22 protein-coding genes are annotated in these 22,550 nt (G+C 71.7%); 11 read left to right on the top strand and 11 right to left on the bottom strand.

Features of this window, described 5'->3' with window-relative positions; translation table 11 throughout:
* The first annotated feature begins 44 nt into the window (after positions 1-44).
* From HG542_RS23155 to HG542_RS23140, 4 genes are all read left to right on the top strand, one after another.
* A complete protein-coding gene (locus tag HG542_RS23155) occupies positions 45-818 on the top strand; it encodes a LysR family transcriptional regulator substrate-binding protein (RefSeq protein ID WP_171084501.1) in 774 nt (257 codons plus the stop codon).
* A 113-nt stretch (positions 819-931) separates the two neighbouring features.
* Positions 932-1,858 carry an ATP-grasp domain-containing protein gene (locus HG542_RS23150; RefSeq protein WP_171084500.1) on the top strand — a complete coding sequence of 309 codons (927 nt, stop codon included), beginning with the start codon at positions 932-934 and terminating at the stop codon, positions 1,856-1,858.
* Positions 1,859-1,925: 67 nt separating this feature from the next.
* A complete protein-coding gene (locus HG542_RS23145; RefSeq protein ID WP_171084498.1) occupies positions 1,926-4,748 on the top strand; it encodes a M4 family metallopeptidase in 2,823 nt (940 codons plus the stop codon).
* A gap of 111 nt (positions 4,749-4,859) precedes the next feature.
* Entirely contained in the window at positions 4,860-5,255 is a 396-nt protein-coding gene (locus HG542_RS23140) for a hypothetical protein (protein WP_171084496.1), read from the top strand.
* A 13-nt stretch (positions 5,256-5,268) separates the two neighbouring features.
* Here the strand turns inward: HG542_RS23140 and HG542_RS23135 are convergent, their stop codons facing one another.
* A complete protein-coding gene (locus tag HG542_RS23135; RefSeq protein ID WP_171084495.1) occupies positions 5,269-5,778 on the bottom strand; it encodes a GNAT family N-acetyltransferase in 510 nt (169 codons plus the stop codon).
* A gap of 74 nt (positions 5,779-5,852) precedes the next feature.
* Here HG542_RS23135 and HG542_RS23130 point away from each other — a divergent pair, with 74 nt between their 5' ends.
* A complete protein-coding gene (locus HG542_RS23130) occupies positions 5,853-7,415 on the top strand; it encodes an outer membrane protein assembly factor BamB family protein (protein ID WP_171084494.1) in 1,563 nt (520 codons plus the stop codon).
* A gap of 46 nt (positions 7,416-7,461) precedes the next feature.
* Here HG542_RS23130 and HG542_RS23125 read toward each other — a convergent pair whose 3' ends face one another.
* Together HG542_RS23125 and HG542_RS23120 are read right to left on the bottom strand one after the other, a co-directional pair.
* Complete coding sequence (locus HG542_RS23125; RefSeq protein WP_171084493.1) at positions 7,462-8,649, bottom strand: GDSL-type esterase/lipase family protein; 1,188 nt, start codon at positions 8,647-8,649, stop codon at positions 7,462-7,464.
* 65 nt (positions 8,650-8,714) lie between these two features.
* Positions 8,715-9,287: a TetR/AcrR family transcriptional regulator gene (locus tag HG542_RS23120; protein WP_171084492.1), complete on the bottom strand. Its 573-nt coding sequence runs from the start codon at positions 9,285-9,287 to the stop codon at positions 8,715-8,717.
* A gap of 139 nt (positions 9,288-9,426) precedes the next feature.
* On the opposite strand from HG542_RS23120, the gene pth reads away from it, so the two are divergent.
* Positions 9,427-10,011, top strand: coding sequence for an aminoacyl-tRNA hydrolase (gene pth / locus HG542_RS23115; protein ID WP_229922854.1), 585 nt, complete (start codon positions 9,427-9,429; stop codon positions 10,009-10,011).
* Here pth and HG542_RS23110 read toward each other — a convergent pair whose 3' ends face one another.
* The 3 genes from HG542_RS23110 to HG542_RS23100 form a co-directional block, all read right to left on the bottom strand.
* Positions 10,012-11,334 carry a zinc metalloprotease gene (locus tag HG542_RS23110; RefSeq protein ID WP_176606868.1) on the bottom strand — a complete coding sequence of 441 codons (1,323 nt, stop codon included), beginning with the start codon at positions 11,332-11,334 and terminating at the stop codon, positions 10,012-10,014.
* 103 nt (positions 11,335-11,437) lie between these two features.
* Positions 11,438-11,764 (bottom strand): hypothetical protein, encoded by a 327-nt coding sequence (locus HG542_RS23105; RefSeq protein WP_171084487.1) that lies wholly within the window; start codon positions 11,762-11,764, stop codon positions 11,438-11,440.
* Between the two features lie 243 nt (positions 11,765-12,007).
* Positions 12,008-12,265, bottom strand: coding sequence for a hypothetical protein (locus HG542_RS23100; protein WP_171084485.1), 258 nt, complete (start codon positions 12,263-12,265; stop codon positions 12,008-12,010).
* Positions 12,266-12,615: 350 nt separating this feature from the next.
* Here HG542_RS23100 and HG542_RS23095 point away from each other — a divergent pair, with 350 nt between their 5' ends.
* On the top strand, positions 12,616-13,254 hold the full coding sequence (locus tag HG542_RS23095) for a TetR/AcrR family transcriptional regulator (RefSeq protein WP_171084483.1): 639 nt from the start codon (positions 12,616-12,618) through the stop codon (positions 13,252-13,254).
* A gap of 41 nt (positions 13,255-13,295) precedes the next feature.
* Here the strand turns inward: HG542_RS23095 and HG542_RS23090 are convergent, their stop codons facing one another.
* The 3 genes from HG542_RS23090 to HG542_RS23080 all read right to left on the bottom strand — a co-directional run bounded on the left by HG542_RS23090 (position 13,296) and on the right by HG542_RS23080 (position 17,411).
* Complete coding sequence (locus tag HG542_RS23090; protein WP_171084481.1) at positions 13,296-14,627, bottom strand: glycosyltransferase; 1,332 nt, start codon at positions 14,625-14,627, stop codon at positions 13,296-13,298.
* Positions 14,628-14,865: 238 nt separating this feature from the next.
* Positions 14,866-16,488: an ABC transporter permease gene (locus HG542_RS23085; protein ID WP_171084479.1), complete on the bottom strand. Its 1,623-nt coding sequence runs from the start codon at positions 16,486-16,488 to the stop codon at positions 14,866-14,868.
* A complete protein-coding gene (locus HG542_RS23080) occupies positions 16,485-17,411 on the bottom strand; it encodes an ABC transporter ATP-binding protein (RefSeq protein WP_171084477.1) in 927 nt (308 codons plus the stop codon). Before HG542_RS23080 ends, HG542_RS23085 begins: the two co-directional genes overlap by 4 nt.
* 98 nt (positions 17,412-17,509) lie before the next feature.
* Here HG542_RS23080 and HG542_RS23075 point away from each other — a divergent pair, with 98 nt between their 5' ends.
* A complete protein-coding gene (locus tag HG542_RS23075) occupies positions 17,510-18,130 on the top strand; it encodes a GbsR/MarR family transcriptional regulator (RefSeq protein WP_171084475.1) in 621 nt (206 codons plus the stop codon).
* A 44-nt stretch (positions 18,131-18,174) separates the two neighbouring features.
* On the opposite strand, the gene HG542_RS23070 is transcribed toward HG542_RS23075, so the two are convergent.
* Complete coding sequence (locus tag HG542_RS23070; RefSeq protein WP_171084473.1) at positions 18,175-18,744, bottom strand: hypothetical protein; 570 nt, start codon at positions 18,742-18,744, stop codon at positions 18,175-18,177.
* Between the two features lie 174 nt (positions 18,745-18,918).
* Between HG542_RS23070 and HG542_RS23065 the strand changes: the two genes are divergently transcribed.
* Positions 18,919-19,704: a polysaccharide deacetylase family protein gene (locus tag HG542_RS23065; protein ID WP_227727445.1), complete on the top strand. Its 786-nt coding sequence runs from the start codon at positions 18,919-18,921 to the stop codon at positions 19,702-19,704.
* A 48-nt stretch (positions 19,705-19,752) separates the two neighbouring features.
* On the opposite strand, the gene HG542_RS23060 is transcribed toward HG542_RS23065, so the two are convergent.
* On the bottom strand, positions 19,753-20,376 hold the full coding sequence (locus tag HG542_RS23060) for a G1 family glutamic endopeptidase (protein WP_229922853.1): 624 nt from the start codon (positions 20,374-20,376) through the stop codon (positions 19,753-19,755).
* Positions 20,377-20,671: 295 nt separating this feature from the next.
* On the opposite strand from HG542_RS23060, the gene HG542_RS23055 reads away from it, so the two are divergent.
* A complete protein-coding gene (locus tag HG542_RS23055; protein WP_171084469.1) occupies positions 20,672-21,613 on the top strand; it encodes a pseudouridine-5'-phosphate glycosidase in 942 nt (313 codons plus the stop codon).
* Positions 21,610-22,545 (top strand): carbohydrate kinase family protein, encoded by a 936-nt coding sequence (locus tag HG542_RS23050; RefSeq protein ID WP_171084467.1) that lies wholly within the window; start codon positions 21,610-21,612, stop codon positions 22,543-22,545. Before HG542_RS23055 ends, HG542_RS23050 begins: the two co-directional genes overlap by 4 nt.
* The last annotated feature ends 5 nt before the right edge of the window (positions 22,546-22,550 follow it).

Here is a 22,550-nt window from a genome sequence, read left to right as displayed (position 1 = left end):
CGAGCGTGTGCGCCCCTCCCGACCACGCCCGGTAATCTGGCCAGGTGACAGGCTCGGAAGCACAAGCAGCAGCTCCCTCGTTCCGGCTCGCGTACGTCCCGGGCGTGATCCCCGCCAAATGGGTGCGGATCTGGCAGGAGCGGCTGCCCGGCACCCCGCTGGACCTCGTCCCGACGTCCGCCGCCGAGGCGCCCGACGTGCTGCGCCGCGGCGACGCGGACGCGGGCATCGTGCGCCTGCCGGTCGACCGCACCTGCTTCAGCGCGATCCCGCTCTACACCGAGACCTCGGTCGTCGTGGTCCCGAAGGACCACGTCATCGCGGCGGTCGAGGAGGTGTCCGCCGAGGACCTGGCCGACGAGATCGTCTTCCACCCCCTCGACGACACCCTCGACTGGGAACAGCCGCCCGGACGGCCCGCGATCGAGCGGCCCGCGACGACGGCGGACGCCATCGAACTGGTGGCGGCCGGCGTGGGTGTGCTCGTCGTCCCGCAGTCCCTCGCCCGCCTGCACCACCGCAAGGACCTCACGTACCGGCCGGTCACGGACGTGCCCCAGTCGAGTGTCGCGCTGTCGTGGCCCGAGGAGCGCACCACCGACATGGTGGAGGACTTCATCGGGATCGTCCGCGGCCGCACCGTCAACAGCACCCGCGGCCGCCGCACCGACGCCCCGGAACCGGAGCGCAAGCCCGCGGGCACCGGAGGCGCACGCCGCAAGCCGGCGGGCGGCAAGCCCGCGGCCAAGGGCTCGCGGGGCGGTTCCGGCAGCCCCAAGGGGGGCGGCAAGCGCGGCAAGCCGCGCCGCCGCGGGTAGGGCCTGTCCGGCAGGTCTTGCAGCGCCCCTGACGGGGCGCGCAAGCCGCAAATGTCAACAGCGCCGTGCTCGGCGTGATCTTCTGTAGCGGGGGTCCGAGACAGGAGAGTCGCATGGGCGCTGACAGGATCGCGGTGGTGACGAGTGACGTCGGCGCCGAGCACGACGAGGACCTCCCCCTGCTCGTCGAGGCCCTGCGCGCCGACGGCTGCGCCGCGGAAGCGGTGAACTGGGACGCGGACTCCGTGCGCTGGGACCGGTACGACCTGGCGGTCATCCGATCGACCTGGGACTACGTGGACCGCCTCGGCGAATTCCTGGCCTGGGCCGACGCGACGGCCCGCGTCACCCGGCTGCGGAACCCGGCGCCCGTGGTGCGCTGGAACAGCGACAAGCACTACCTGCGCCGGCTCGCCGAACGCGGCGTCCCGGTCGTCCCGACGCGCTGGCTGGAACCCGGCCGGACGTGCACCGAGGCGGACGTCGACGCGGCCGGCGGAGTGGTGGTCAAACCGGTCGTCTCCCTCGGCGCCCGTGACACCGCACGCTACGAACCCGACCGCCGCGCCGACGCCGTACGCCACGCCCGCATGCTCCTGGACCAGGGCCGTGCCGTGATGATCCAGCCGTACCTGCACCGTGTGGAGGAGGGCGAACGTGCCCTGGCCTTCTCCGCCGGCACCTTCAGCCACGCGATCCGCAAACAGCCCCTCCTGAACGAACCAGGCGTGATCGACAACGACAGGACCCCGCACCCCGGCGCCGCCCGCTACAAGCCGACCGAGGCGGAGATCCGCACGGCGCTCCGGGCCCTGGCAGCCGTTCCCGTCCCGGACCCGCTGCTGTTCGCCCGCGTCGACCTCGCACTGGACGGGGCGGGCGACCCGGTGGTCATGGAACTGGAGCTCATCGAGCCCCACTTGTTCCTCCGGCACGACCCGCAGGCCCTGGAACGCTTCGTGACGGCCGTGGGCGCGGAGTGCCGCCGCGACCGTCTCGATCAAGGCCGAAAGCCGACCGGTCGAAACCGAAACCATTGATACCGCTGGCATATCACCGCTTGCATGGCCCTGCCCAAGACGTTCCGGACACGTTGTGGAGGGAAACTTGCGCCAGCCCCGAGCACGCGCAGGAAGACGCAGAGCAGGCAGAACACCCCAGGGCATATCCGGTGCGGCGGCGCTCATCAGCGCCGCCGCACTCGTCGTTCCGGCGGTGCCCGCCCACGCCGCGGCGGGCCCGGCGGGCAGCAGCCCGGGCGAAGTGATACCCGGGCGGAACACCGCAACTCCCGCCCTGGTGACCGGCATCCGGGAACAGGCCGGGGCCACCGGCAGCGCGGCGGACGCCGCGCGCGGGCACCTCGCCGGCAAGGAGAGCCGCTACCGGATCGCCGACCCGGCACGGGACCTCGACCCCCTGCGGACCACCACCACCGGCACCACCGAGGTCGTGCGCCTCCAGCAGCGCCACCGCGGCGTGGAGGTGCTCGGCGGCCAGTACGTCGTACGGATGGAACACAAGGACGGCAAACGCGTCGTCACCGGCACCTCCGGCAAGTACTTCACCGGCCTGACCACCGGCACCGAGCCCCAGGTCGACCAGGAACTCGCCGTCGAGAGGGCCGTCGAGGCGACCGAGGCACAACTCGGCGGAGCCCGGCCCGGGAAGACCGAGCCGGCGCTCACCGGCACCGCACGCGGCCTGGTCGTCCTGCCCAAGGGCCCCGGCGTGCTCACGCAGCACGTCACCGTCCGCGGCACCGCCCCCGGCACCGGCGAACCGGTCCTCCGCGAGGTCTTCGTCGATGCCCGGGCCGGTTATCCCGTCCTCCAGTACAGCGGTATCAAGACGTTCGCGCCCCCGGCCCCGGGCCCCGCCCCCGCCGGGGCGGCCGCCGCACACGCGGCTCTCACGGCGGAGCCGCCCGCCTCCGACACCGGAGTGCAGGGCTCCGGCGTCAAGTTCGACGGCGCGACCGTCGACCTGCAACTGGCACGTGACACCGCGCACAACACCTATGTGATGCGCGACTACTCCCGGATGCGGGACACCACCAAGAACGTCCTGGCCACCTGGGACGCACACACCCAGTACGCGGGCGACGTCTCCGGCCACTGGCCCGACGGCATCAAGGAGTTCGCCTCGCCCGCCCCGGCCTTCGGCAAGGATGCCACGGACGCCGGCGCGGTGGACGCCCACTGGGCGGCGGGCAAGGTCTACGACTACTACAGGACCGTCCACGGCCGGAACAGCCTCGACGGCCGCGGCATGACCGTCAACTCCCTCGTCGGCGTCAGCAATTACGGCATGCCGTACGTCAACGCCTTCTGGGACGGCACCAAGATGGTCTACGGCAACGGGGACAGCGAGTACCGCCCGCTCTCCGCCGGTCTGGACGTCGTCGGCCACGAGATGACGCACGGCGTCGTCGAGAACAGCGCGAACCTCGTCTACGCGGGCCAGTCCGGCGCCCTGAACGAGGCGTTGGCCGACTACTTCGGCACCGCGCTCAAGGACGACACCTACCACATCCCCATGGACAGCCCCGACTCCGGCCTCGTGGGCGACACGCTGTGCCGCACGAAGGCCCCGCGCGACTGCGCGATCCGCGACCTCAACGACGGCCGGACCACCTCCGGATCCTTCACCGGCGTCGGCTTCGGCACCGACAACGGCGGCGTCCACCTCAACTCCACCATCTTCTCCGGCGCGTTGTGGAACATCCGCAGGGACCTCGGCCCCGCGCTCGCCGACAGGATCGTCTACAGGGCGCTCACCGCGTACATGACGCCCCTCGACGGCTTCACCGAGGGCCGCAACGCGGTCATCGCCGCCGCCAAGGACCTCAAGATCGCGGACGGCGACCTGAAATCCGTCCAGCGGGACTTCAACGCCCACGGCATCGTCCCCGACTGGGAACTCGCCCTGGGCGTGGACTCCGACCAGCTGCTCGGCAGGGTCAACACCACCGACACCTCCGTCGGCGCGGGCGGCGGCTGGTGGACCGCCTCCCAGTCCAACGACGACGGCAGCGAGGCCTACTCGGTCTGGGCCGGCCGCACCGACGGCTCCGGCGCGCCCAAGCTGATCAGCCCCAACGACGGCCGCTACCACGTCACTCCGGTCACCGACGGCAAGACCGTGGTGTGGCAGGCGTACAAGGGCTGGAACGTGGACATCCTCGCCCGGCCGCTCGCCGGAGGGCCCATCAAGACCCTCTACTCCGGCCGGTACCGCGTCTCCTCGCTGCACGTCGAGGGGAAGACCGTGGTCTTCCAGATCACCCTGCGGCACGTCGGCCAGCGCGTCGTGTACCTGAAGATGGGTGAGACGGACCCGACGGAGATCCTGCCGGGCGGTGGCCCGGGACGCGGCCCGTCCACCGAGCTGCCGTCCCTCGCCGACGGCCGGATCGCCTTCACCGACTGGCACCGCGAGAACCGCAAGTGGCGCACCGACCTGGAGGTCCTGGACACCGCGACGGGCAAGCGGACGGTGGTGCAGCAACTCAGGCCCGAGCAGGAGGTCGTCCAGACCGCCCTCACCGGCAAGCACATCTTCTGGCTGTCCAAGGACCACTGGCCCAGCGGCGTGACCGCGCTGCGCCGCGTGGACCTCGACGGCTCCGGTGCCGTCGACATCAGCCCGGACACCGGCAAGGACGCGCTGCAGGGCACCGGCCTGTCGGCCACCGCGGACGCGGTGACCGTCACCGCGCGGCCGGCCGACGCGCAGGACCGCAACGGGGCCCTGTCCAAGCTCTGGCAGTTCTCCACCGACGGCTCGCGCAGGGGGCGGGTCTCCTGCAACCGCGGTGAGCAGTTGTGGGGCACCGCCGACAGCGGCACCCGGGTGGTGTGGCTCGACGCCACGACCGGCTACACCGACCTCGTCACCCGCTCCCGTCCGGCCGGACGCTGCGGCTGACCGGTACGGCACGTCACGTCACGGCACAGGCCCGGCCGCAGGGATGCGTGTCCCTGCGGCCGCGGCCTCGTTGAGGCAGGGCGGGGTGCAGATGTTCGGAAGGAGACCCGGATGAGTGAAAAGCAGCCCGACGAAGTGGCCGACGACCGCACAGCTCTGCTGTCGGCGGCCGGCCCCGACGTCGACCATCCCGGCGACGCCCTGCTCCTGCTCGCCGACTTGGCCGAGCAGAGCGACGACTTCCTCGCCGCCGCCCTGCGGGGCGACCCGGTGCCGGAGGACGAGCGCGCCGAGCACCACCGCCGCCGCGCGTACGTCTGGGTACGCGTCGCCGAGCACCGGTCGGAGTTCGAGCCCGTCGCCGAGGCCGAGATCCGCGCGTGGCAGAAGGTCCGCGCCGCTGAAGGACAGGACGCGGAAGACGCGGAGGACGCGGCGGTCACGGAGGACGCTGAGGACGAGGAGGTGAGCGAGGACGACAAGGCCCCTGCCGCAGCCGGTGGTTGACGTCTGACGGCCGTCACCGCAGCGCGCGGCGCATGCAGGTCCGCGGCCACCGGTCCAGGCCGAGCTCCGCCTCGTGCCGGCGGATCCGCTCCAGGCCGGGGGTGAGGTCGCCGTCGGCCAGGGGCAGGAACCCCAGGCGCGCGTAGTAAGGGGCGTTCCACGGGACCTCGGTGAACGTGGTGAGGGTCAGCGCCGGCGCCCCCTCGCTCACGGCCCGGGCGGCCAGCCGGTCCAGCAGGGATCGGCCGATCCCGCGATGTGCACTGGCCGGATGCACCGACACCTGCTCGACGTGGAGGTTGCCGTCGACGCGGTCCGCGATCAGGTACGCGACCGGGACGCCTGCGTCGTCGGCGGCGACCCAGGCCAGCCCGGCACGCTGATGCCGGGCGAGTTCGCCCAGCGAGGGCGGCTCGTCGTCGGCGATCTCCGGCATGCCGATCTCGCGGAAACACTCTCCCGCCGCCCTCTCGATGTCTTGCAGGACGGACAGTTCGTCAACGCGTGCTGCTCGGATATGCATGGAGGCATTCTCCAAGGACGGGCGGAGACGAGCACCGTGCCCCGGTTTGATAGAAATGGCCGTCGGACGACAGAGTGACGACCGACCACACGCCGGGTGCCGGAAAGGCGTTCGCGGCCGAGTGGGCCCGACTGCCCGAGGAGTACCCCGCGGTGAACGATGCCGCACGAGATGCCGCACACGATGCCGCACACCGAAGCCCGCTGCAGTCCCCCGAGCAACAGCCTTCCGACGGCAGCGCCGTCCCGGCGCCCGCACCCCGGTACGGTGGTGCGCCCGCCCCGGCCACCCTGTCCTCGGGCAGGATCATCGCCATGGTCGTGGCCGCGCTCCTCGCCTTCGCCGCCGTCGTGGCCGTCGGCGTCCAGTGGCTGTGGCCCGCCGTGGGCGTGGGGGAGCGGCACGGGGAGGCGGAGGCCGGCAAGGGATCGTGGAGCGTGCCCTACATGCCGACCGGCGAGACGCACTCCACGATGATCCGTGGTGTCTGGTTCACGGACAAGGCCGTGGTGAAGGCCCTGCCGGACGGCGTGCACGCCTACCGACCGGCCGACGGCAAGGAGTTGTGGACCGTCCGCAACCCCGACGGCACCAAGCTGTGCCAGGCGTCCACCGACTCCACCGGCGACATCGCCGTCTTCGCCCGTGGCAAGGGGGACGACTGCTCCACCTTCGCCGCCGTCGACCTCGCGTCCGGCAAGCAGTTGTGGGAGCACACCCTCGACGCCGAGGACCATGTCGTCGGCGCCGGCGACAAGATCGCCCGCAGCGGTGACACCGTCGTCGTCTCGGCGGCCGGGCACCGCACCAGCGCGCTGCGGGCCGGCGACGGCACCCTGCTGTGGAAGGAGACCGCCGAACTCCTCGGCGGCAAGGACTGCCACGGCACCCTCGGCACCAGCAGCATGGGCTACACCGGCGGCCGCCGGCTCGTCCGCCTGCAGTCCTGCTGGAACGAGGAGCGCGACACCGTCTACGACGCCGTCGGCGTCGACCCCGCCACCGGACGCGCCCAATGGGCCTACCGGCTCGGCGAGCACGGCGGCGAGGCCAAGGTGCTCACCACCTCGCCGGTCGTCGTCAACGTGCCCGAATCCCGCGACATGAAGCAGCTGCGCCCGGTGGTGCTCGACGACGCCGGCCGGCTCCGCACCCGCCTCGCCGGCGGCCCCGACACCGACCGCGAACTGCTGACCACCGACGGCAGCCCCGCCGCCAACGTCCAGATCAAGGGCGACAGGATCTTCGTCGTCGCCCAGGACGAGGAGACGGACGCGACCGACAACAACAAGATGGTCGCCTGGTCACTGACGGACGGACAGCGCCTGTGGGAGCAGCGGTCGCGCGGCTACCAGCAGACCTTCTACGCCGTCGCCTCGGACACCGACGACGTCCTCGCCTACATGGCGGGCAACATTCACGACCCCGCCCGGCTCGTGCGCTTCGACCCCGCAACCGGCCGCCGGACACTGGTGCGCCGCTACCCGCCGACGCCCCGTACCGCATGGATCGGGGCCGACCCGCTGGCGCTGATCAGCCGCGGCCGGCTGTACCTCTCGGCGGGCTTCGTCAGCGAGAAGCCGGGAGAGGCTCCGCGAGCCCGGCAGAAGGCACTGATCGTGCTGCCGGCTTCCTGACAACGGCCGCAGGCGGCAGGGCGCGATACACGCCCTGCTGCCCTTGTCAGGCGCTGCGGTCCGCGAAGGGACCCTTGCCGTTGAACACCAGCCCGGCGAAGCGTTCGCCCATGCGGCGGTGGGTGGCGGCGTCCGGGTGGAGCCCGTCGGGCAGCGGCAGTTCGGCCGCGTCGGCCGGGCCGTAGAGCTCGCGGCCGTCGAGGTGGTGCAGGTTCGGGTCGTCGGCCGCGCGCTGCCGCACGATGCGGGCGAGTTCGTCCCGGATGACGCCCAGGGTCAGCTTCCCGCTCGCGCGTTCCGCCGGATCGCCCGCGGCCCGGAACCGCAGCCGTCCGTTGGCGAAATCGCTGAAGTCCGGGGCGCTGGGCCCGGGGGTGTCCTCGTGGATGGGGCACAGGGTGGGCGAGACGACCAACAGCGGCGTGTCCGGGTGGCCTTCGCGGACGGTGTCGAGGAAGCCGTGGACGGCGGGGCCGAAGGCGCGCAGGCGCATCAGGTCGGCGTTGACGAGATTGATGCCGATCTTGACGCTGATCAGGTCGGCGGGAGTGTCGCGCAGGGTGCGGGCGGTGAACGGGTCGAGCAGCGCGCTGCCGCCCAGACCGAGGTTGACCAGTTCGACACCGCCGAGGGACGCAGCCAGTGCGGGCCAGGTGCCCGTGGGGCTCGCGGCGTCCGAGCCGTGGCTGATCGAACTGCCGTGGTGCAGCCACACCTTGCGGCCGCGGTCCGGCGCGGGCTCGACGGGGGCGTCGGTGCGCAGGGCGACGAGTTCGGTGGTCTCGTTGTGCGGCAGCCAGATCTCGACGTCCTTGTCCCGGCCGGGCAGACCGGTGAACCGGAGGGTGCCGACCGGACCGGGCCGCGTCTCGGCCGTCCCGGCCCGCATGTCGATGGTCAGGGTCTTGCCGCCGGCCACAGAGGCCTGACCGGCCAACCGGCCGTCGACGAGCAGGTCGTACACGCCGTCCGGGCGGGGCGGGGCGCCCGTGTAGACGCGCTTGGTGGGCAGCGCGTCCAGTTCGACGGCGGTGGCCCGGGTCCGGAAGACGAGCCGTACGCCGGAGGGCTGGGACTCCGCCATGGCGAGCTGCCCGTCGGCGCACTGGGCGCGGGCCCGCGCGGGCAGCCGGTGCGGCAGCGTCCCGTGCGCGGTGCGCTCCAACTCGATGGCGCCGCGCAGGAGATCCGCCGTGATGGGCGTGGTGATCCAGTCGTGCTCGGTGGTGTTCATGCTCTCGGCCTGTCGGTCGGTGTTTTCGGGTGACGGGGAGGTGCGGTGCGCGGGGCGGCCGAAGGTCAGGACGCCGCGGGCCAGTTGCGCAGCAGGGCGTCGAGGGAGTCCAGGATCCGGGACCAGGATTCCTGCGAGTCGGGGGCGCTGTGGCTGAACCCGCCGCTCGCCTCCAGCTCGACGTAGCCGTGGAAGACGCTGCCCAGCAGTCGGACCGCATGGGTCTGGTCGGGCTCTTCCAGGTCGTAGCCGCGCAGGATGGCCCGCATCATCCGTGCGTGCCTGACGCCGGCGCTGGCGGCGGCCGTCTCCGGGTCGAGCCGGAGACGCGCCGCGGTGTAGCGGCCGGGGTGCTCCCGGGCGTAGTCGCGGAGGACGTTCGCGAAGGCGGCCAGGGCGTCCTTGCCGGCCCGCCCGGCCATGGCGTCCGCGGCCCGGTCGGCGAGTTCCTCCAGTGCGAGCAGGGCGATCCTGGTCTTGAGGTCCTGGGAGCTCTTCACGTGCGAGTACAGACTCGCGACCTTGACGTCGAACCGCCGGGCGAGCGCCGAGACGGTCACCTGGTCGAACCCGACCTCGTCGGCCAGCTCCGCTCCGGCCCGGGTCAGGCGTTCCGTGCTCAGTCCTGCGCGCGCCATGTCTCTCCTCCTGTCGGCAGAATCGATTATGCAGTTGCCTAAACCCTTTAGGCAAATCATTTCGCTGTGCAGGTGGAGGGGTCCGTGCGGTGTTGATCTTGCGGCTACCATGCGACGCAAGGGAGAGGGGGGCGACACCGTGACGTCCGATGAATGCTGGGTCGTAGCAGGCCTCGGAAACCCGGGCCCGTGGTTCAGGGGGACGCGGCACAACGCCGGATTCCTGGTCGCCGACCACCTGGCCCGGCGCCATGGAGCGGCCTTCAGGTGGCACAGGGCCCGCTGCCGGCTGGCGGAGATCGATGTCGACGGCAGGCGCGTGATCCTGGCCGAGCCGCAGTGGTTCATGAACCTGTCGGGCGGTCCTGTGGCCACTGTCCTGCAGGCCTACGGTGTTCCGGCGGAGCGGCTTCTCGTGGTCCATGACGACCTGGACTTCCGGTTCGGCGCCGTCCGGATGAAGCGCGGCGGGGGCGCCGGCGGACACAACGGGCTGCGCTCGGTCAGCGAGGCCCTGGAAACCACGCAGTACACGCGACTGCGGTTCGGCATCGGACGGCCGCCGAAGGGGCAGAAGACCGGGCAGTACGTCCTGCAGAAGTTCACGGAGTCCGAGCGGACCGCACTTCCGTCGCTGCTGGAGCGCTGCGCGGACACGGTCGAAGCTCTCGTCGTCCACGGCCTGGACAAGGCGCAGACCGCCCTGCACACCGCCCACGCGTGATCAGTCGGCTGACCGCCGATCCGCCCGCCGACGACGGACGAACCGCACGAGAGAACGCAACGGCTGCACCAGCGCCAGCGTCAGACCCGCAACGGGCAGGACGAGCAACAGGATCTGGAGACAGGCCGAGAGCATCGCGAGCGGCTGGAGGCCCGCCGCGTCGGCGCGTGCGATCAGCAGGGTGGCCGTCTGCCAGTCCGCCTGGAGCAGTTGGGGCAGATTGGCCAGCACCATGCCCAGCTGGAGGGCGAGCGCCGGAATCAGGAACAGGACCCACACGGTGACGACGATCTGCGGCCACCGCTTCAGGTCGCGCAGCCGGTCGTCCTGCGGCCGACGCAGCAGGACCCGCCGGAGAATGGGGGCGATGTACTTGAAGAGATCGGGAATGCCGACCAGGTCCGCGACGATGTAATAGCCGTCGAACCTCAGCGTGGGCAGCAGCTGTTGAATGATTTCGAGATGGACGGAGAGGACCGCCACCAGAAGCAGTGGGAATCCGGTGAGCGCATACACGCCCAGCAGCCCGAGAGTGAACAGGGCGTTGAAGTAGACACCGCCCAGGTCGGCGCGGATGCGCCCGGCGCGGCCCAGCCGGTAGGAGTTGGTGATGTCGGTGTAGAAGGCGGGCCAGACGAGATAGATTCCGCATCCCATGGCGCCGGGCCGTACGCCCCCGTACCGGCATGCAGCACCGTGGCCCAGTTCGTGGAATGCGCACGAGGCGACGGCCAGCAGAATGACGAGGAGAACGCTGGACGGGGCCGACAGCACTTCCTGCAGTGCGGCGCCTGTGTCCTGTGTCGTCCACAGCCACGCCTCGCCCGCCACGAAGGCGCCGATGCCGAGTGCGACGAGCGCCGGACGGAACAGCCATGCGAAGAGCCCCGAGAGAAACCATGTGAGGTGCTCGGGGACGACCGCCAGCCGGAACCGGAAGGAGAGGAACGGGTCTTTCCTGGGCGTGGGCGGAGGCGGCGAACCGTCGCTGTGGGTGGTGATGCCAAGTGGCGCGAGTTTCTCGTCGATGAGGAATACCACGTGTGCGGCGGAGAATTGCCGGCCCGTCTCCCGGCTGAGTTCGTCCGCCACCTGCGCCGTGATCGTCGGGCCTTCGCCCGGCGACCCGGCCCCGAGCTCCCGGTGCCGGGCGTCCAGTGCTCTGACGACCTTGTACAGCAGGGCCGGAAGCCGCACGAGCTGACCGTCGGGGCGGCAGACCAGGTGGGGCGGTTCGCGGTAGCCGGAGTCCTCGAACTCGCCGACGAGCTCCGTCCCGTCCACCAGCCCGGGATCGGTACGCGGGGCGGACGGCAGGGACATGGGCGCTCTCCAGGAGTGACGGGGCGGGCGGTCGGCCTGCGGCACGGTGGGGAAGGGCCGGAAGCCGCGGCCCTTCCCCGGGATATGCCGTGCTCCGGTACGGTCAGTGGCTCGAGACGGCCGCAGGAATGCAGGTGAAGGTGGTGTTCGGGTTCTGCGAGTTGAGGCTCAGCGAGCTGAGCAGGCCCGCGGGCTGCGGGTGGTCGATGGCCTGGCAGGAGGACAGCATCGTGGTGCCGTGGTCACTGGGGGCGGGTGCGAAGACGCCGCCGCCCGTGGCCGCCGCGGAGCTGCTGCTGCCGGCGCCCGCGCTGCTGCCGGGGTCGCCGCCGTGGTTGAACGGGGTGGCCAGGACGCCCAGGACGGTCCGCTCGGGCAGCACCTCACCCGTGATCTTGCCGAGCTCCTCGAAGCTGATGGGGTTCTCCATGCCGTTCCCTTTCTCTCGATTCCGCGGTTTCCGCATTCGGATCGCCGGAGCGGCAACCCGAAATCATCCTCGAAGCACCCTCGTTGCGGAGGGGCCGAGGACGAGTCCTTGTGTTTCGGTGAAACTGGACAGGGCGAGCTGTGTGAGCTGCCACGCGTGAACCGACCGGCGGAGCCGGTCAGTTCTGTGGAAAGTGGAAAGTCGATCGGTGACGTCAGGAAGCCGGTATGTCCGGTGCGGCGGTCAGTGGCTGGAGATGGCCGCGGGAATACAGGTGGTGGTGTACCCCGGCGTACTCGGCGCCAATCCCAGTGCGACGAGAAGGCCCGGGCCGGGCGCATCCTGCCGGTACTGACAGGCATAGGCGACCGTTGTCCCGTGGTCCGTTCTCACCAGCATCGGATAGACGGCCTGTTCGGCGCCCGTAGGCGAGACACTGGAAAGCGCGATGCGCGGCGGAAGTTCCTCCCCGCATACCCGGTCGAGCTCTCCGAAGGTCACGGCGGACCCCATCCCTGGTTCCCTCCCTCTGGAACGACGCCGTCGCGCCCGGCCCTCCACCGTTCGCCCCCACCGGCGCATGCGGACACAACGGCCTTTGGCCGTCCGTGTCTTTGCCGTCCCCTCATGGAGGCTAACCCGGATACGAATACAAGACACGTCATCAATGCGCTGATCACCCAGTCGTGTTGGCATGGTCCCCCTGGAGGGGGTGAACGGTGCAGGGCCCTGACGCCGTTGGCGAAAACCGTGTCAGGCATGGAACGTTCGCCCGGGCCGGGGGCGCGGGCTGCACCGGAGCGGAACCGTCGCCGTTGGTAGTGCGGCGTGCGGCCGGGGACACTGGCCTGGTGAACACCACTTCTGCCGACGACGGCGCATCAGCACGAGCACGCTACCGGCGGTCGGCAGGTTCCCCGCGCGGCGAGGCCAGGCGCAGGGAACTGCTCGACCTGGTCGCCGACGACCTCGCGGCCAACGGGCTCCCGGACTTCTCGCTCCGGCGCGCGGCGCGGGCGGCCGGAACCACGCACAAGGTGCTGCTCTACCACTTCGACGGGGCCGACGACCTGCTCAGGCAGGCCATACTCAAGCTGCGCGAACGGCGCATGGACAATGCGCTGGCCGCCGCCGCCCGGGATCCCGCCCATCGGACGCTGGCAGCACGGGTACGCGCCGCCTGGCCGGCCCTGAAGCGGGAGCAGGCGGGGGCGCGGGTGCTGGAGCAGGCCGTGGGCCTGGCCATGTGCAACCCGGACCGCCATGGCGGGATCGCCAGGACGGCGGCGCAGGAGTACTTGCCGGCCATGCTGTCCCTCTGCCCGGCGGACTGGTCCGACCGGCGCAGGCTGGAGGTCGCCGCGATGACCCTGGCGACGCTCCGGGGCCTGCTGATGGAACTGGTGACGAGCGGCGATTCCGAAGGAGCCGACGCGGGTTTCGAGGCACTGGTCCGTGCACTGGAGCGGGAGGAGGCGGCTGGAGGCTGAGGGGGCAGCGGAGCGGCCGCACATTGCCGGCACCGCCGCCCCTAAGAAGCCCCCTCCCCGCTCGTGAACGCCCGCGGGCCGTCGACCAGTTCGGCGATCGCATCGAAGGGTCGATGCGCGGCGAGTTCGCTGCTGAGGGCTGAGGCGCGGGCGCGGTACGTGCTGTCGGTGAGCACGGTGTCGACCGCGGCGCGGAGGTCGGCGGTGCCGGGGCGTCCGGTGCGCAGGTCGATGCCCGTACCGCTCCACTGGACGCGTGCCGCGACCTCCGGCTTGTCCTCGCCCGCACCGGCGACGACCAGGGGTACGCCGTGGCGCAGTGCCGTGTGCACGCCGCCGTAGCCGCTGTTGCTGACGAGGACGTCCGCGTGCGGCAGCAGCAGCTCGAACGGCACGTACCCGGCGGCCCGTACGTTGTCCGGCAGTCCGCCCAGCAGGCCCTCCAGGACCCGGGGACCGTCCGGGCGGACGGTGGCGGCCACCACGAGCACCTCGGCGTCGGCCAGTGCGCGGACGGCGGGGGCGACGAGGGCGGAGAGGTCGGCGTTGTCGAGGGTGCCCTGGGTGACGACCACGACCGGCCGGCCGTCCTGTGTCAACTCCGGCCACCAGGAGGGTGCTTCGTACCCTGCCGGCGCGCCGGCGACCGGGAGCGCGCCGATGCAGCGGAAGGAGTCCGGTGCGTCGCTGCGAGGGTACTCGAAGCCGGGCACGGTGAGTTGAAGGTAGTGGTCGGGCACGGCGACCGTGACGTTGCCGATGGGGCCGTCCGGCAGCGGAGTGCCGATACGTGCGAACACATCGGCGGCGTACCGGCGCAGCGGTTCGGCGCGGGCGGCCGCCTCGGCGTTGAGTGCCGCATTACGGGACCGGCCTGCCTCGTCGCTGCGGGGCGGGAGTGCGAGTCCGAACGGTGCGGTGTCGATGCTGAGCATGGTCGGCGGCGCCACGCCCACGCTGACGGTCACCGGGCGCTCGGCGGCCGGGCGGGCCAGGGTGAGCGCGAGGGTGCCGCGGAAGAAGTTGTCACTGATCACGGCGTCGGCCGGGACCTCCGTCAACAGCTCGCGCAGCGCGCGGTACTGGGCCGGGACCGGGTCCAGGAAGATGTGCTTGAGGTCGAACGCCAGCCGTTCGGGCCCCGGCGGCACGAGTGCCCGTCCCGGGAAGCAGTCGTCGACTGTGCGGTCGTCGAAGTCGGCCTCGTCCGGCAGCGGGACGAACCGGGCCCCGGTGGCGGCGACCTCCTCGGCGAACCGGGACCCGCCCAGGAAGGCCACCTCGTGGCCCCGGTCCACGAGGTCGGCGGCTATGACGCGCAGAGGTGCGGTGTGCCCGTGAGGGGGCGTGGCGGCGACGATGATTCTCGGCATGCGGAAACCCTAGGCAATCCCTGACCCGGATTTCCCTTGCCTGTCGAGCACTTGATGCCGCTGACGTCGCGTCACGGCAGCGTGATATTCCCCTGACAAGTTGTGAACCGCATGGTTCACTTTCTCCTGAAGCGGGCGGCCCGGGCGCGCCACGGGGGTGCGGGTCCGGGCCGGACGGTTGTTCACCTCACGGTGCCGGTCGAGGGCCGCCGCCTTCCGTGGCCGCTGCCGCCGCCGCTCACCCGGATATGTCCCGCCGCCGCAGCGCCGCCAGGCCTGCACCGACCAGCGCAGCCGCCAGGGCGAGCAGACTCAGGACCGGGAGCCAGTGCATCGGCGTGCCCGGCAGCTTGGGGAGATGGCCGAACGGGGAGAGGTCCAGGGCGGCCCGGGGCAGATTCAGGGCGGGGCCGATCCAGCCGAGGGCGAGGCAGACCCCGACCACGCCCCACGTCGCCGGGGCCGCCTTCGGGAACGCTCCGTACAGCAGCACCGCCAGGCCCGCCAGGACCCATATCGCCGGCACCTGGACCAGCGCGGCGCCCAGGATCCGTCCGAAGTCCTCGCCGTAACCGGCCGCCAGGCCGAGGCCGCCGACCGTCATCAGCAGCACCGAGCCGCCGAACGCGATCACCAAGTGCCCTGCGGCCCAGGGCAGTCGGCCCACCGCGTTCGCCAGGACCGGCTCGGCACGCCCGCCCGTCTCCTCGCCATGCAGGCGCAGCACCGACTGTGCGGCGTACAGCGCGGCGACCATGCCGAGCAGGCCGACGATCGCGGCGAGATAGGCGTTGGTGAGCCCCGACTGGCCGCCCATGCGCCGGAACATCTCCTTCGTCTGCTCGTTGTCGCCGAGCAGTCGCGTCGCCCCCTTCGTCATCCCGCCGAACAGCAGCCCCGCCACGGCGAATCCGGCCGCCCAGCCGGTCAAGGCGCCGCGCTGCAGCCGCCAGGCGAGCCCGTACGCGGTGGCCATGCGCCCCTCGGCCGGGCCGGGCCGGGGCGGCACGAGCCCCATGCCGATGTCCCGCCGCCCGGCGAGCGCATAGGCCACGGCGCTCTGTGCCCCCGCTGCCGCCACGAGCAGGAGCAGCGCCCACCAGCGCTCGCCGGCGTAGGGCCGCACGTTCTCCGCCCAGCCCAGTGGGGAGAGCCAGTCGAGCACCGACGACGCGTCGTGCGACGATGTGTCGCCGGCTGCCCGCAGCACGAAGGCGGCGCCGAGCACGGCGCCTGCGAGCCCCTTGGCGAGCCGTCCGCTCTCGGTCAGCTGCGCCGTGATCGCCGCGACACCGGCGAATGCCATCCCGGTCGCCCCGACGGCGAGCCCGAGCGCCGCCGAACCCGCCGTGGTACCGGTCGACTTGGCGAGCCCCGCCGTGGTGATCAGGGCAACTCCGGCATTGGCGAGCAGTGCGGTCAGCAGCGCCGAGGCGAGCGGCGCGTGCCGTCCCACGCAGGCCGAGGAGAGCAGCTCCTGGCGACCCGTCTCCTCCTCGTCCCGGGTGTGGCGCACGACGATCATGAGGCTCATCACCGCGGCCAGTACCGCCATGAACCCGCCCAGCCGCCAGGCGTTGAGAGCGCCGAGGGAGTCCGCGAAGACCGGCCCGTAGAGGGCGCGCAACGAACTGTTGCCGTTCATCGACTCGGCGAGGTCGGCCCGCTTGGCCGCGGTGTCGTAGAGCTTCGCCAGGGTGCCCGCCCCGCTGACCAGCGTCCCGCCGAGTGCCAGGATCCACACCGGCAGCATCAGCCGGTCCCGGCGGAGGGCGAGCCGCAACAGGGCGCCCGTACCGGCGAGTCGGCCGGAGAGCCTGCTGTGGCGGGCGGGGGCGGGGGCGGTTGCCACGGCGGTCATCGCGAGACCGCCTTTTCGCCGCCGGGCGTGGTGCTGCCGATGTCTTCCTGGTAGTGACGCAGGAACAGCTCTTCCAGGGTCGGGGGAGTGGAGACGAGCGAACGGACCCCCGAGGCGGTGAGCGAGCGGAGCACCGCGTCGATCTTGTCGGTGTCCACCTGGAGCGTGACCCGCAGGCCCTGGACGTCGAGGTCGTGCACCCCGGGCAGCCCGGCGAGCCCGTCGGGCGGGCCGGCCAGCTCGGCCGTCACCGAGGTGCGGGTGAGATGACGCAGCTCGGCGAGCGAACCGGCTTCCACGGTCCGGCCTTTGCGGATGATGCTGACCCGGTCGCAGAGCGATTCGACCTCGCTGAGGATGTGGGACGACAGCAGAACCGTGCGGCCGCGGTTGCGCTCGTCCTCCACGCAGCTCTGGAAGACCTCCTCCATCAGCGGATCGAGGCCGCTGGTCGGCTCGTCCAGGATCAGGAGTTCCACGTCCGAGGCGAACGCGGCGACGAGCGCGACCTTCTGCCGGTTGCCCTTGGAGTAGGTGCGCCCCTTCTTGGCCGGGTCGAGCTCGAAGCGGTCGAGGAGCTCGGCGCGCCGCCGCGCGTCGAGGCCGCCCCTCAACCGCCCGTACAGGTCGATGACTTCGCCGCCGGAGAGGTTGCGCCACAGCGTGACATCCCCCGGTACGTAGGCGACGTGCCGGTGCAGTTCCACCGCGTCGTGCCACGGATCCCTGCCGAGCACCCGGGCGGCGCCGGAATCGGCGCGCAGCAGTCCCAGCAGGACGCGGATGGTGGTGGACTTCCCGGCACCGTTGGGCCCGAGGAAACCGTGGACCTCGCCGGCCTCGACCGTGAGGTCGAGACCGTCCAGCGCGTGGGTGCGCCCGAACGACTTGTGCAGTCCGGCGACCGTGATGGCCTTCGTCATGCTTTTGAATATACAGTACGTTCACGAACTTGTGAAGATAAGGAACCGTGTAAAGTTCAGAGGTGCCGGACGGGGCGGACGAAGGAGGCGAAGGGCTCATGAGCGGCAAGAGTGGCGCGGGCGGCCGGAGCGGCCAGGGTGGAACGAGCAGTGACGGTGCCGGGCCGGTGCCGGCGGACCGGAGTCCGGACGAGCTGTCCCGCTTCGTGGAGCGATTCGCCTCCGAGCTCGCCGAGGCGGGCATGCAGCGGATGGCCGCCCGCGTCTTCGCGGCCCTGCTCTCCTCCGAGACCGCCTCGATGACCTCGGCGGAACTGGCCCTGGCCCTGCAGATCAGCCCGGCCGCCGTCTCCGGCGCGATCCGCTACCTCTCCCAGGTCGACATGGTCAGCCGAGAGCGCGAGCCCGGCTCACGCCGCGACCGGTACGTCGTGCACAACGAGATCTGGTACGAGAGCCTCACCCGCCGCGACCAGCTGCTCGCGCGCTGGGAGAAACTCCTCCGCGAGGGCGCGGAGACCCTGGGCGGCGTGAGCACTCCCGCGGGGCTGCGGCTGGTCGAGACGGCGGAGTTCATGCATTTCCTGCAGGGCGAGATGCAGACGATGCTGGAGCGCTGGCGCGCCCACCGCGCCACTCTGGATCTGCCGCCGGTCTCGCAGGTCCCGCCGGTGCCGCCGTCCGGCACCTCCGGTGACTCCGCCCGGCGCGGGGCGTAGGCGCTCCGCACTCCCGGCCACCACGGCCCCGGACGGCTGCTGCGCTACTGCACCTTCGTGAACGCGGCCGTCCCGTTGAAGACGAGCAGCTTGTCGTGGATGCCGACCGGGCTGGCCGGGAAGGCCCTGAGGAACGACGGGCCCGCGGAGCCGGCCAGGTGGAGGGACACCGAGGTGGCCTTGACGGACGGGTAGGCGACGGTGACGTGCCCGGGATTGATCGAGTAGGTGAGGAAGGTGACGTGGGCCGGCCGCGCATCGTCGACGGAGAGGTCCGCCGTCGCCGTGCGACTGTCGATGTGGAACACCAAGTTGCGTACGTCGAGCCGGTGTTGGGGTGTGTACAGGCGCAGGCCGCCCTGGAACGGGATCTCGCCGGTCGTCAGGTCGGTGGAGAGGGTGCCCTTGTCCGACAGGGTCGCGCAGCCCCCCGAGGTCGACGCGCCCTCGATGCCGGTGAGGCTCGTACCGGTACTCCTGGCCAGGCAGAACGTGCCCTTGCCCGTGATCGGGAGTGCGGGGCCGACCAGGGCCGCGCCGATGGCCCCGAGTGCCGTCAGTCCGGCGAAGGAGGAGAGGACGAGCTTCGGCCGCTTGAGGATCCGGATCCGCATACGCTGTGCAACGACGCCGGAACCGGCCGGTCACTCCGGTCGCGTCACCGGCCTCACCGCCTCACCGCCTCGCACGCACTGCGTGCGCATTCCATGACGGGACGATGACAGGCCCGTTTTCGCCGAATTGCGCGTGATTGGCTCGCCTGGCAGGCAACAACAGGGAGCGGTCGGATGAAGGCAGAGTTCAAGGCGAAGTTCGGGGCGAAGTCCGCGGCGATGCGGGGCACCCTGGGCGCGCTCGCGGCGGCGCTGACGGGGATGGCCGCGCTGACGGGCGCGGTGGTGCTGGGGCCGAACGGCTCGGCGGGCGCGTCGGAGGGCAGCCGGCTCGACCCCGATCTGCCCGCCCCCGCCGTGGAGATGAGCATCTCCCGGCAGCCGGAGGACCCGGGCAAGGCCGTGAACCTGACCCTCGACGACGGCCCCGACCCGACGTGGACCCCCAAAGCACTGGAGATACTGGCCGCTTCCGGCGCCAAGGCGACGTTCTGCATGACCGGCCCCAACGCCCAGGCGCACCCGGACCTGGTGAAGAAGGTCGTCGCGGCGGGGCACCGCCTGTGCAACCACTCGGTGAGCCACGACACGGCCATGGACAGGAAGTCCGTGGCCTACCAGGGCAAGGAGATCCTCGACGCGAAGCGGATGATCGACGAGGCGTCCGGCGGCGCGGAACTCCGCTACTACCGGGCGCCCGGCGGCGCTTTCACCCCGCAGAGCCGTCAGCTGGCCGCCGCCCACGGAATGCGCAGCCTTGGCTGGAACGTGGACCCGGGCGACTACCGCAGGCCCGGCGCCGACACCATTCTCGCGACGGTCGAGCGGCAACTCGCGAACGGGCCCACGATCCTGCTCCACGACGGCGGAGGGGACCGCTCGCAGACGATGCAGGCCCTGCAGAACCTGCTGCCCCGGCTCAAGGAGCAGGGCTACGCCTTCAGTTTTCCCCAGGCGTAGCCCGCATGACCGTGGCAGGAGCAGGCCGCGCCCCCGTGGTCGGCCGGTTCACGGCGACGGGGTGATGGTGAAGGTGCCGCCGGACAGCCTTCCGGGTGCGTAGCCCCCGCTGGACAGCGGCAGGGGGTGGGCGTTGCCGAACGGCTGCTCGTTCACCCTGACGCCGGAGAAGGTCAGGCTGTCGAAGGACGGGTAGCTCTGCGAGGGCGATTCGATGACCGCCTCGGCGCTGGCATTGCGTCCGTTGATGTTCTGGACCGTGCGCTCGGTCCAGCCCTGGGTGTTGTCGGTGAGCGTCAGCGTGTAGCTGCCCCTGCCGTCGGAGACGACGGAGGCGGTGATGCTGTCGCCCTCGCTGACGGGGTCGTTCCAGTACACCGGCGGGCCGGGGTACATCTCGTAGAAGGCGGTCAGCACCGGTGACCCGCTTGAGCAGTCGGTCTGCACGCCTGTCTGCTCGGCGGTGTCCGACCCGTAGCCGTCCAGGCCGACCCACGGGGCGAACAGGTCCTTGGTGCTGCCGCAGGTGACGTGCGGCTCGGTCCACGAACCGCTGATGCCGGTGAAGGTGCCCCGCGCGACGTAGCCGCCCCAATTGCTGTCAAGGTACGTACGCAGGACGGGAGTCGTGGTGGTGGCCGCGCATGCGGCTCCCTGGGGAAGTGTGAGCATGGCGGTGCACATCGCAGCTGCCACGATGCGCCCGCGCTTTCTCCTGCATGCCTTGATACCCATGGCTGTCCTCTTTGCCCGATGTGTTCTCCCGGTATGGGCGTCGTCCGGGCATGTCACCCTCACGAGCGACTCCGCCGGCCGCGCTGCCGCGCCGACGAGCTCCCCGCCCGGGGGCCGGGGGCTCGTCGGCCAAGGTGCCGGAGGCTTCCGGCCTCACGGGTTTGGAATCGCCTCCGTGCCGCCAGGGATCCAGCGAGCAGTGCCATGCGTGGTGCGACAGAAGGGACCTGCGATGCCGGAGAAGCGAGAGGTGCCGGCCGGGCGACTGCCGGCCGTGTCGGACGAGGTGCGGGAGGCGCTGGACCACGGGCGGCCGGTGGTCGCGCTGGAGTCGACGATCATCGCCCACGGACTGCCGAGGCCGCGGAACCTCGCAGTGGCGGAGGAGCTGGAGCAGCTCGTACGGGCCGGCGGCGCCGTTCCCGCGACGATCGCCGTGCTGGACGGACGGCCCCGTATCGGCCTGGACAAGGAGCAGTTGGCGCGGGTGGCCGGCGAGGACGGCATCCGCAAGCTCGGGCACCGGGATCTGGCACCGGCCGTCGCGGCGGGCGCGAGCGGCGCGACGACGGTGTCCGCGACCGCGTTCCTGGCCGCACGGGCCGGGATCCGGGTCTTCGCCACGGGAGGTCTGGGCGGGGTGCACCGGGAGTGGACGCACACCCAGGACGAATCGGCGGACCTGCGCCTTCTGGCGCGCGAGCGGATCGCCGTGGTCTGCGCGGGGGTGAAGTCCGTCCTGGACGTCCCGGCCACCCTGCAGCGCCTGGAGACGCTGGGCATCGGCGTACTGGGCTTCCGCACCACGCAGTTCCCGGGCTTCTACCTGCGCAGCTCCGGCGAACCGGTCGACTGGACGGCCGGGTCCGCGGAGGAGGTGGCCGCCGTGCTGCGCGCCCAGGACGTGCTCGGCGGCCCGCCCTCGGCGCTGGTCGTCGCGAACCCGGTGCCCGAGGCGGAGCAGTTGGACCCGGCGCTGCACGACCGCGTGCTGGCCGGGGCGCTGGAGGCCTGCGCGCGGGAAGGCGTCTCCGGCCAGGCGGTCACCCCCTTCCTGCTCGACCACCTCGTCCGGCACACGGGCGGCGCATCCCTGGAGGCCAACGTGGCCGCGGTGCGCGGTAATGTGCGACTGGCGGCCGAGGTCGCCGTGGCGTACGCGTCGGCGTCATGACGGGCGGCCCGGGCGGGGCGCTGCTCGTCGTCGGCGACGTGGTCACCGATGTCGTCGCCCGCCACCGCACACCGCTCGCCCCCGCGACCGACACCGAGGCCCGCATCACCACCCTCCCGGGCGGCGCGGGCGCCAACGCCGCCTGTTGGGCGGCCCGTTCGGGCACCGCCGACGTGCGCATCCTCGCCCGGGTGGGGGCCGAGGCGGCGGGCTGGCACGGGCGCTCGCTCCGCGCGGCCGGTGTCCGCCCGCACCTGGTGACCGATCCCGACGTCCCCACCGGCACGGTCGTGTCCATGGTCGGGGCGGACGGCGAGCGGACGTTCCTCACGGACAGCGGCGCGGTGCTGCGCCTGTCCGCCGCCGACTGGAGGGACGACCTGCTGTCCGGAGCCGGCCAACTGCACATCTCCGGCTACCTCTTCTTCGCCGACGCGAGCCGCGCGCTCGCCCGGCTGGCGATGGACGCGGCCCGTGCCCGGTCCGTTCCGGTGAGCGTCGACCCGGCCTCGGCGGGCTTCATCGCCCGCTTCGGGGTGGACCGCTTTCTGACGGCCGTCGCCGGAACGGACGTCCTCCTGCCCAACCGTGACGAGGCGGAACTCCTCACCGGACTGACGGATTCCACGGACGCGGTGGCGAAGCTGAGCCGGGACTTTCCGCTCGTGGTCGCCACACTCGGCCCACGCGGCGCGATGGTGGCCCGTTCCGGCACGGTCGTCGGCCGGGTGCCGGGCGAGGCGGTCACCGCCGTGGACACGACGGGAGCCGGCGACGCCTTCACCGGGGCGTACCTGGCGGCCCGGCTGGCGGGCCACGATCCTGTCACCGCCGCACGCCACGGCTGCCGCGCAGGTGCCGAGGCAGTGACCGTCATCGGCGGGCGCCCGCCACAACAGCCACAGAAGTCACCGGATATAACACCTGCATGATGCAA

Source organism: Streptomyces morookaense, assembly GCF_013030945.1.
Classification (GTDB): domain Bacteria; phylum Actinomycetota; class Actinomycetes; order Streptomycetales; family Streptomycetaceae; genus Streptomyces; species Streptomyces morookaensis.
Note: the sequence above shows the minus strand (reverse complement) of the source record. Positions and strands in the feature narration are given on the sequence as shown.

Coding starts and splice junctions, on each gene's coding strand:
- HG542_RS23150 (WP_171084500.1), top strand. CDS start 932: ATGGGCGCTGACAGGATCGCGGTGGTGACGAGTGACGTCGGCGCCGAG.
- HG542_RS23140 (WP_171084496.1), top strand. CDS start 4,860: ATGAGTGAAAAGCAGCCCGACGAAGTGGCCGACGACCGCACAGCTCTG.
- HG542_RS23135 (WP_171084495.1), bottom strand. CDS start 5,778: ATGCATATCCGAGCAGCACGCGTTGACGAACTGTCCGTCCTGCAAGAC.
- HG542_RS23125 (WP_171084493.1), bottom strand. CDS start 8,649: ATGAACACCACCGAGCACGACTGGATCACCACGCCCATCACGGCGGAT.
- HG542_RS23120 (WP_171084492.1), bottom strand. CDS start 9,287: ATGGCGCGCGCAGGACTGAGCACGGAACGCCTGACCCGGGCCGGAGCG.
- HG542_RS23110 (WP_176606868.1), bottom strand. CDS start 11,334: ATGTCCCTGCCGTCCGCCCCGCGTACCGATCCCGGGCTGGTGGACGGG.
- HG542_RS23105 (WP_171084487.1), bottom strand. CDS start 11,764: ATGGAGAACCCCATCAGCTTCGAGGAGCTCGGCAAGATCACGGGTGAG.
- HG542_RS23090 (WP_171084481.1), bottom strand. CDS start 14,627: ATGCCGAGAATCATCGTCGCCGCCACGCCCCCTCACGGGCACACCGCA.
- HG542_RS23085 (WP_171084479.1), bottom strand. CDS start 16,488: ATGACCGCCGTGGCAACCGCCCCCGCCCCCGCCCGCCACAGCAGGCTC.
- HG542_RS23080 (WP_171084477.1), bottom strand. CDS start 17,411: ATGACGAAGGCCATCACGGTCGCCGGACTGCACAAGTCGTTCGGGCGC.
- HG542_RS23075 (WP_171084475.1), top strand. CDS start 17,510: ATGAGCGGCAAGAGTGGCGCGGGCGGCCGGAGCGGCCAGGGTGGAACG.
- HG542_RS23070 (WP_171084473.1), bottom strand. CDS start 18,744: ATGCGGATCCGGATCCTCAAGCGGCCGAAGCTCGTCCTCTCCTCCTTC.
- HG542_RS23065 (WP_227727445.1), top strand. CDS start 18,919: ATGAAGGCAGAGTTCAAGGCGAAGTTCGGGGCGAAGTCCGCGGCGATG.
- HG542_RS23060 (WP_229922853.1), bottom strand. CDS start 20,376: ATGCTCACACTTCCCCAGGGAGCCGCATGCGCGGCCACCACCACGACT.
- HG542_RS23055 (WP_171084469.1), top strand. CDS start 20,672: ATGCCGGAGAAGCGAGAGGTGCCGGCCGGGCGACTGCCGGCCGTGTCG.
- HG542_RS23050 (WP_171084467.1), top strand. CDS start 21,610: ATGACGGGCGGCCCGGGCGGGGCGCTGCTCGTCGTCGGCGACGTGGTC.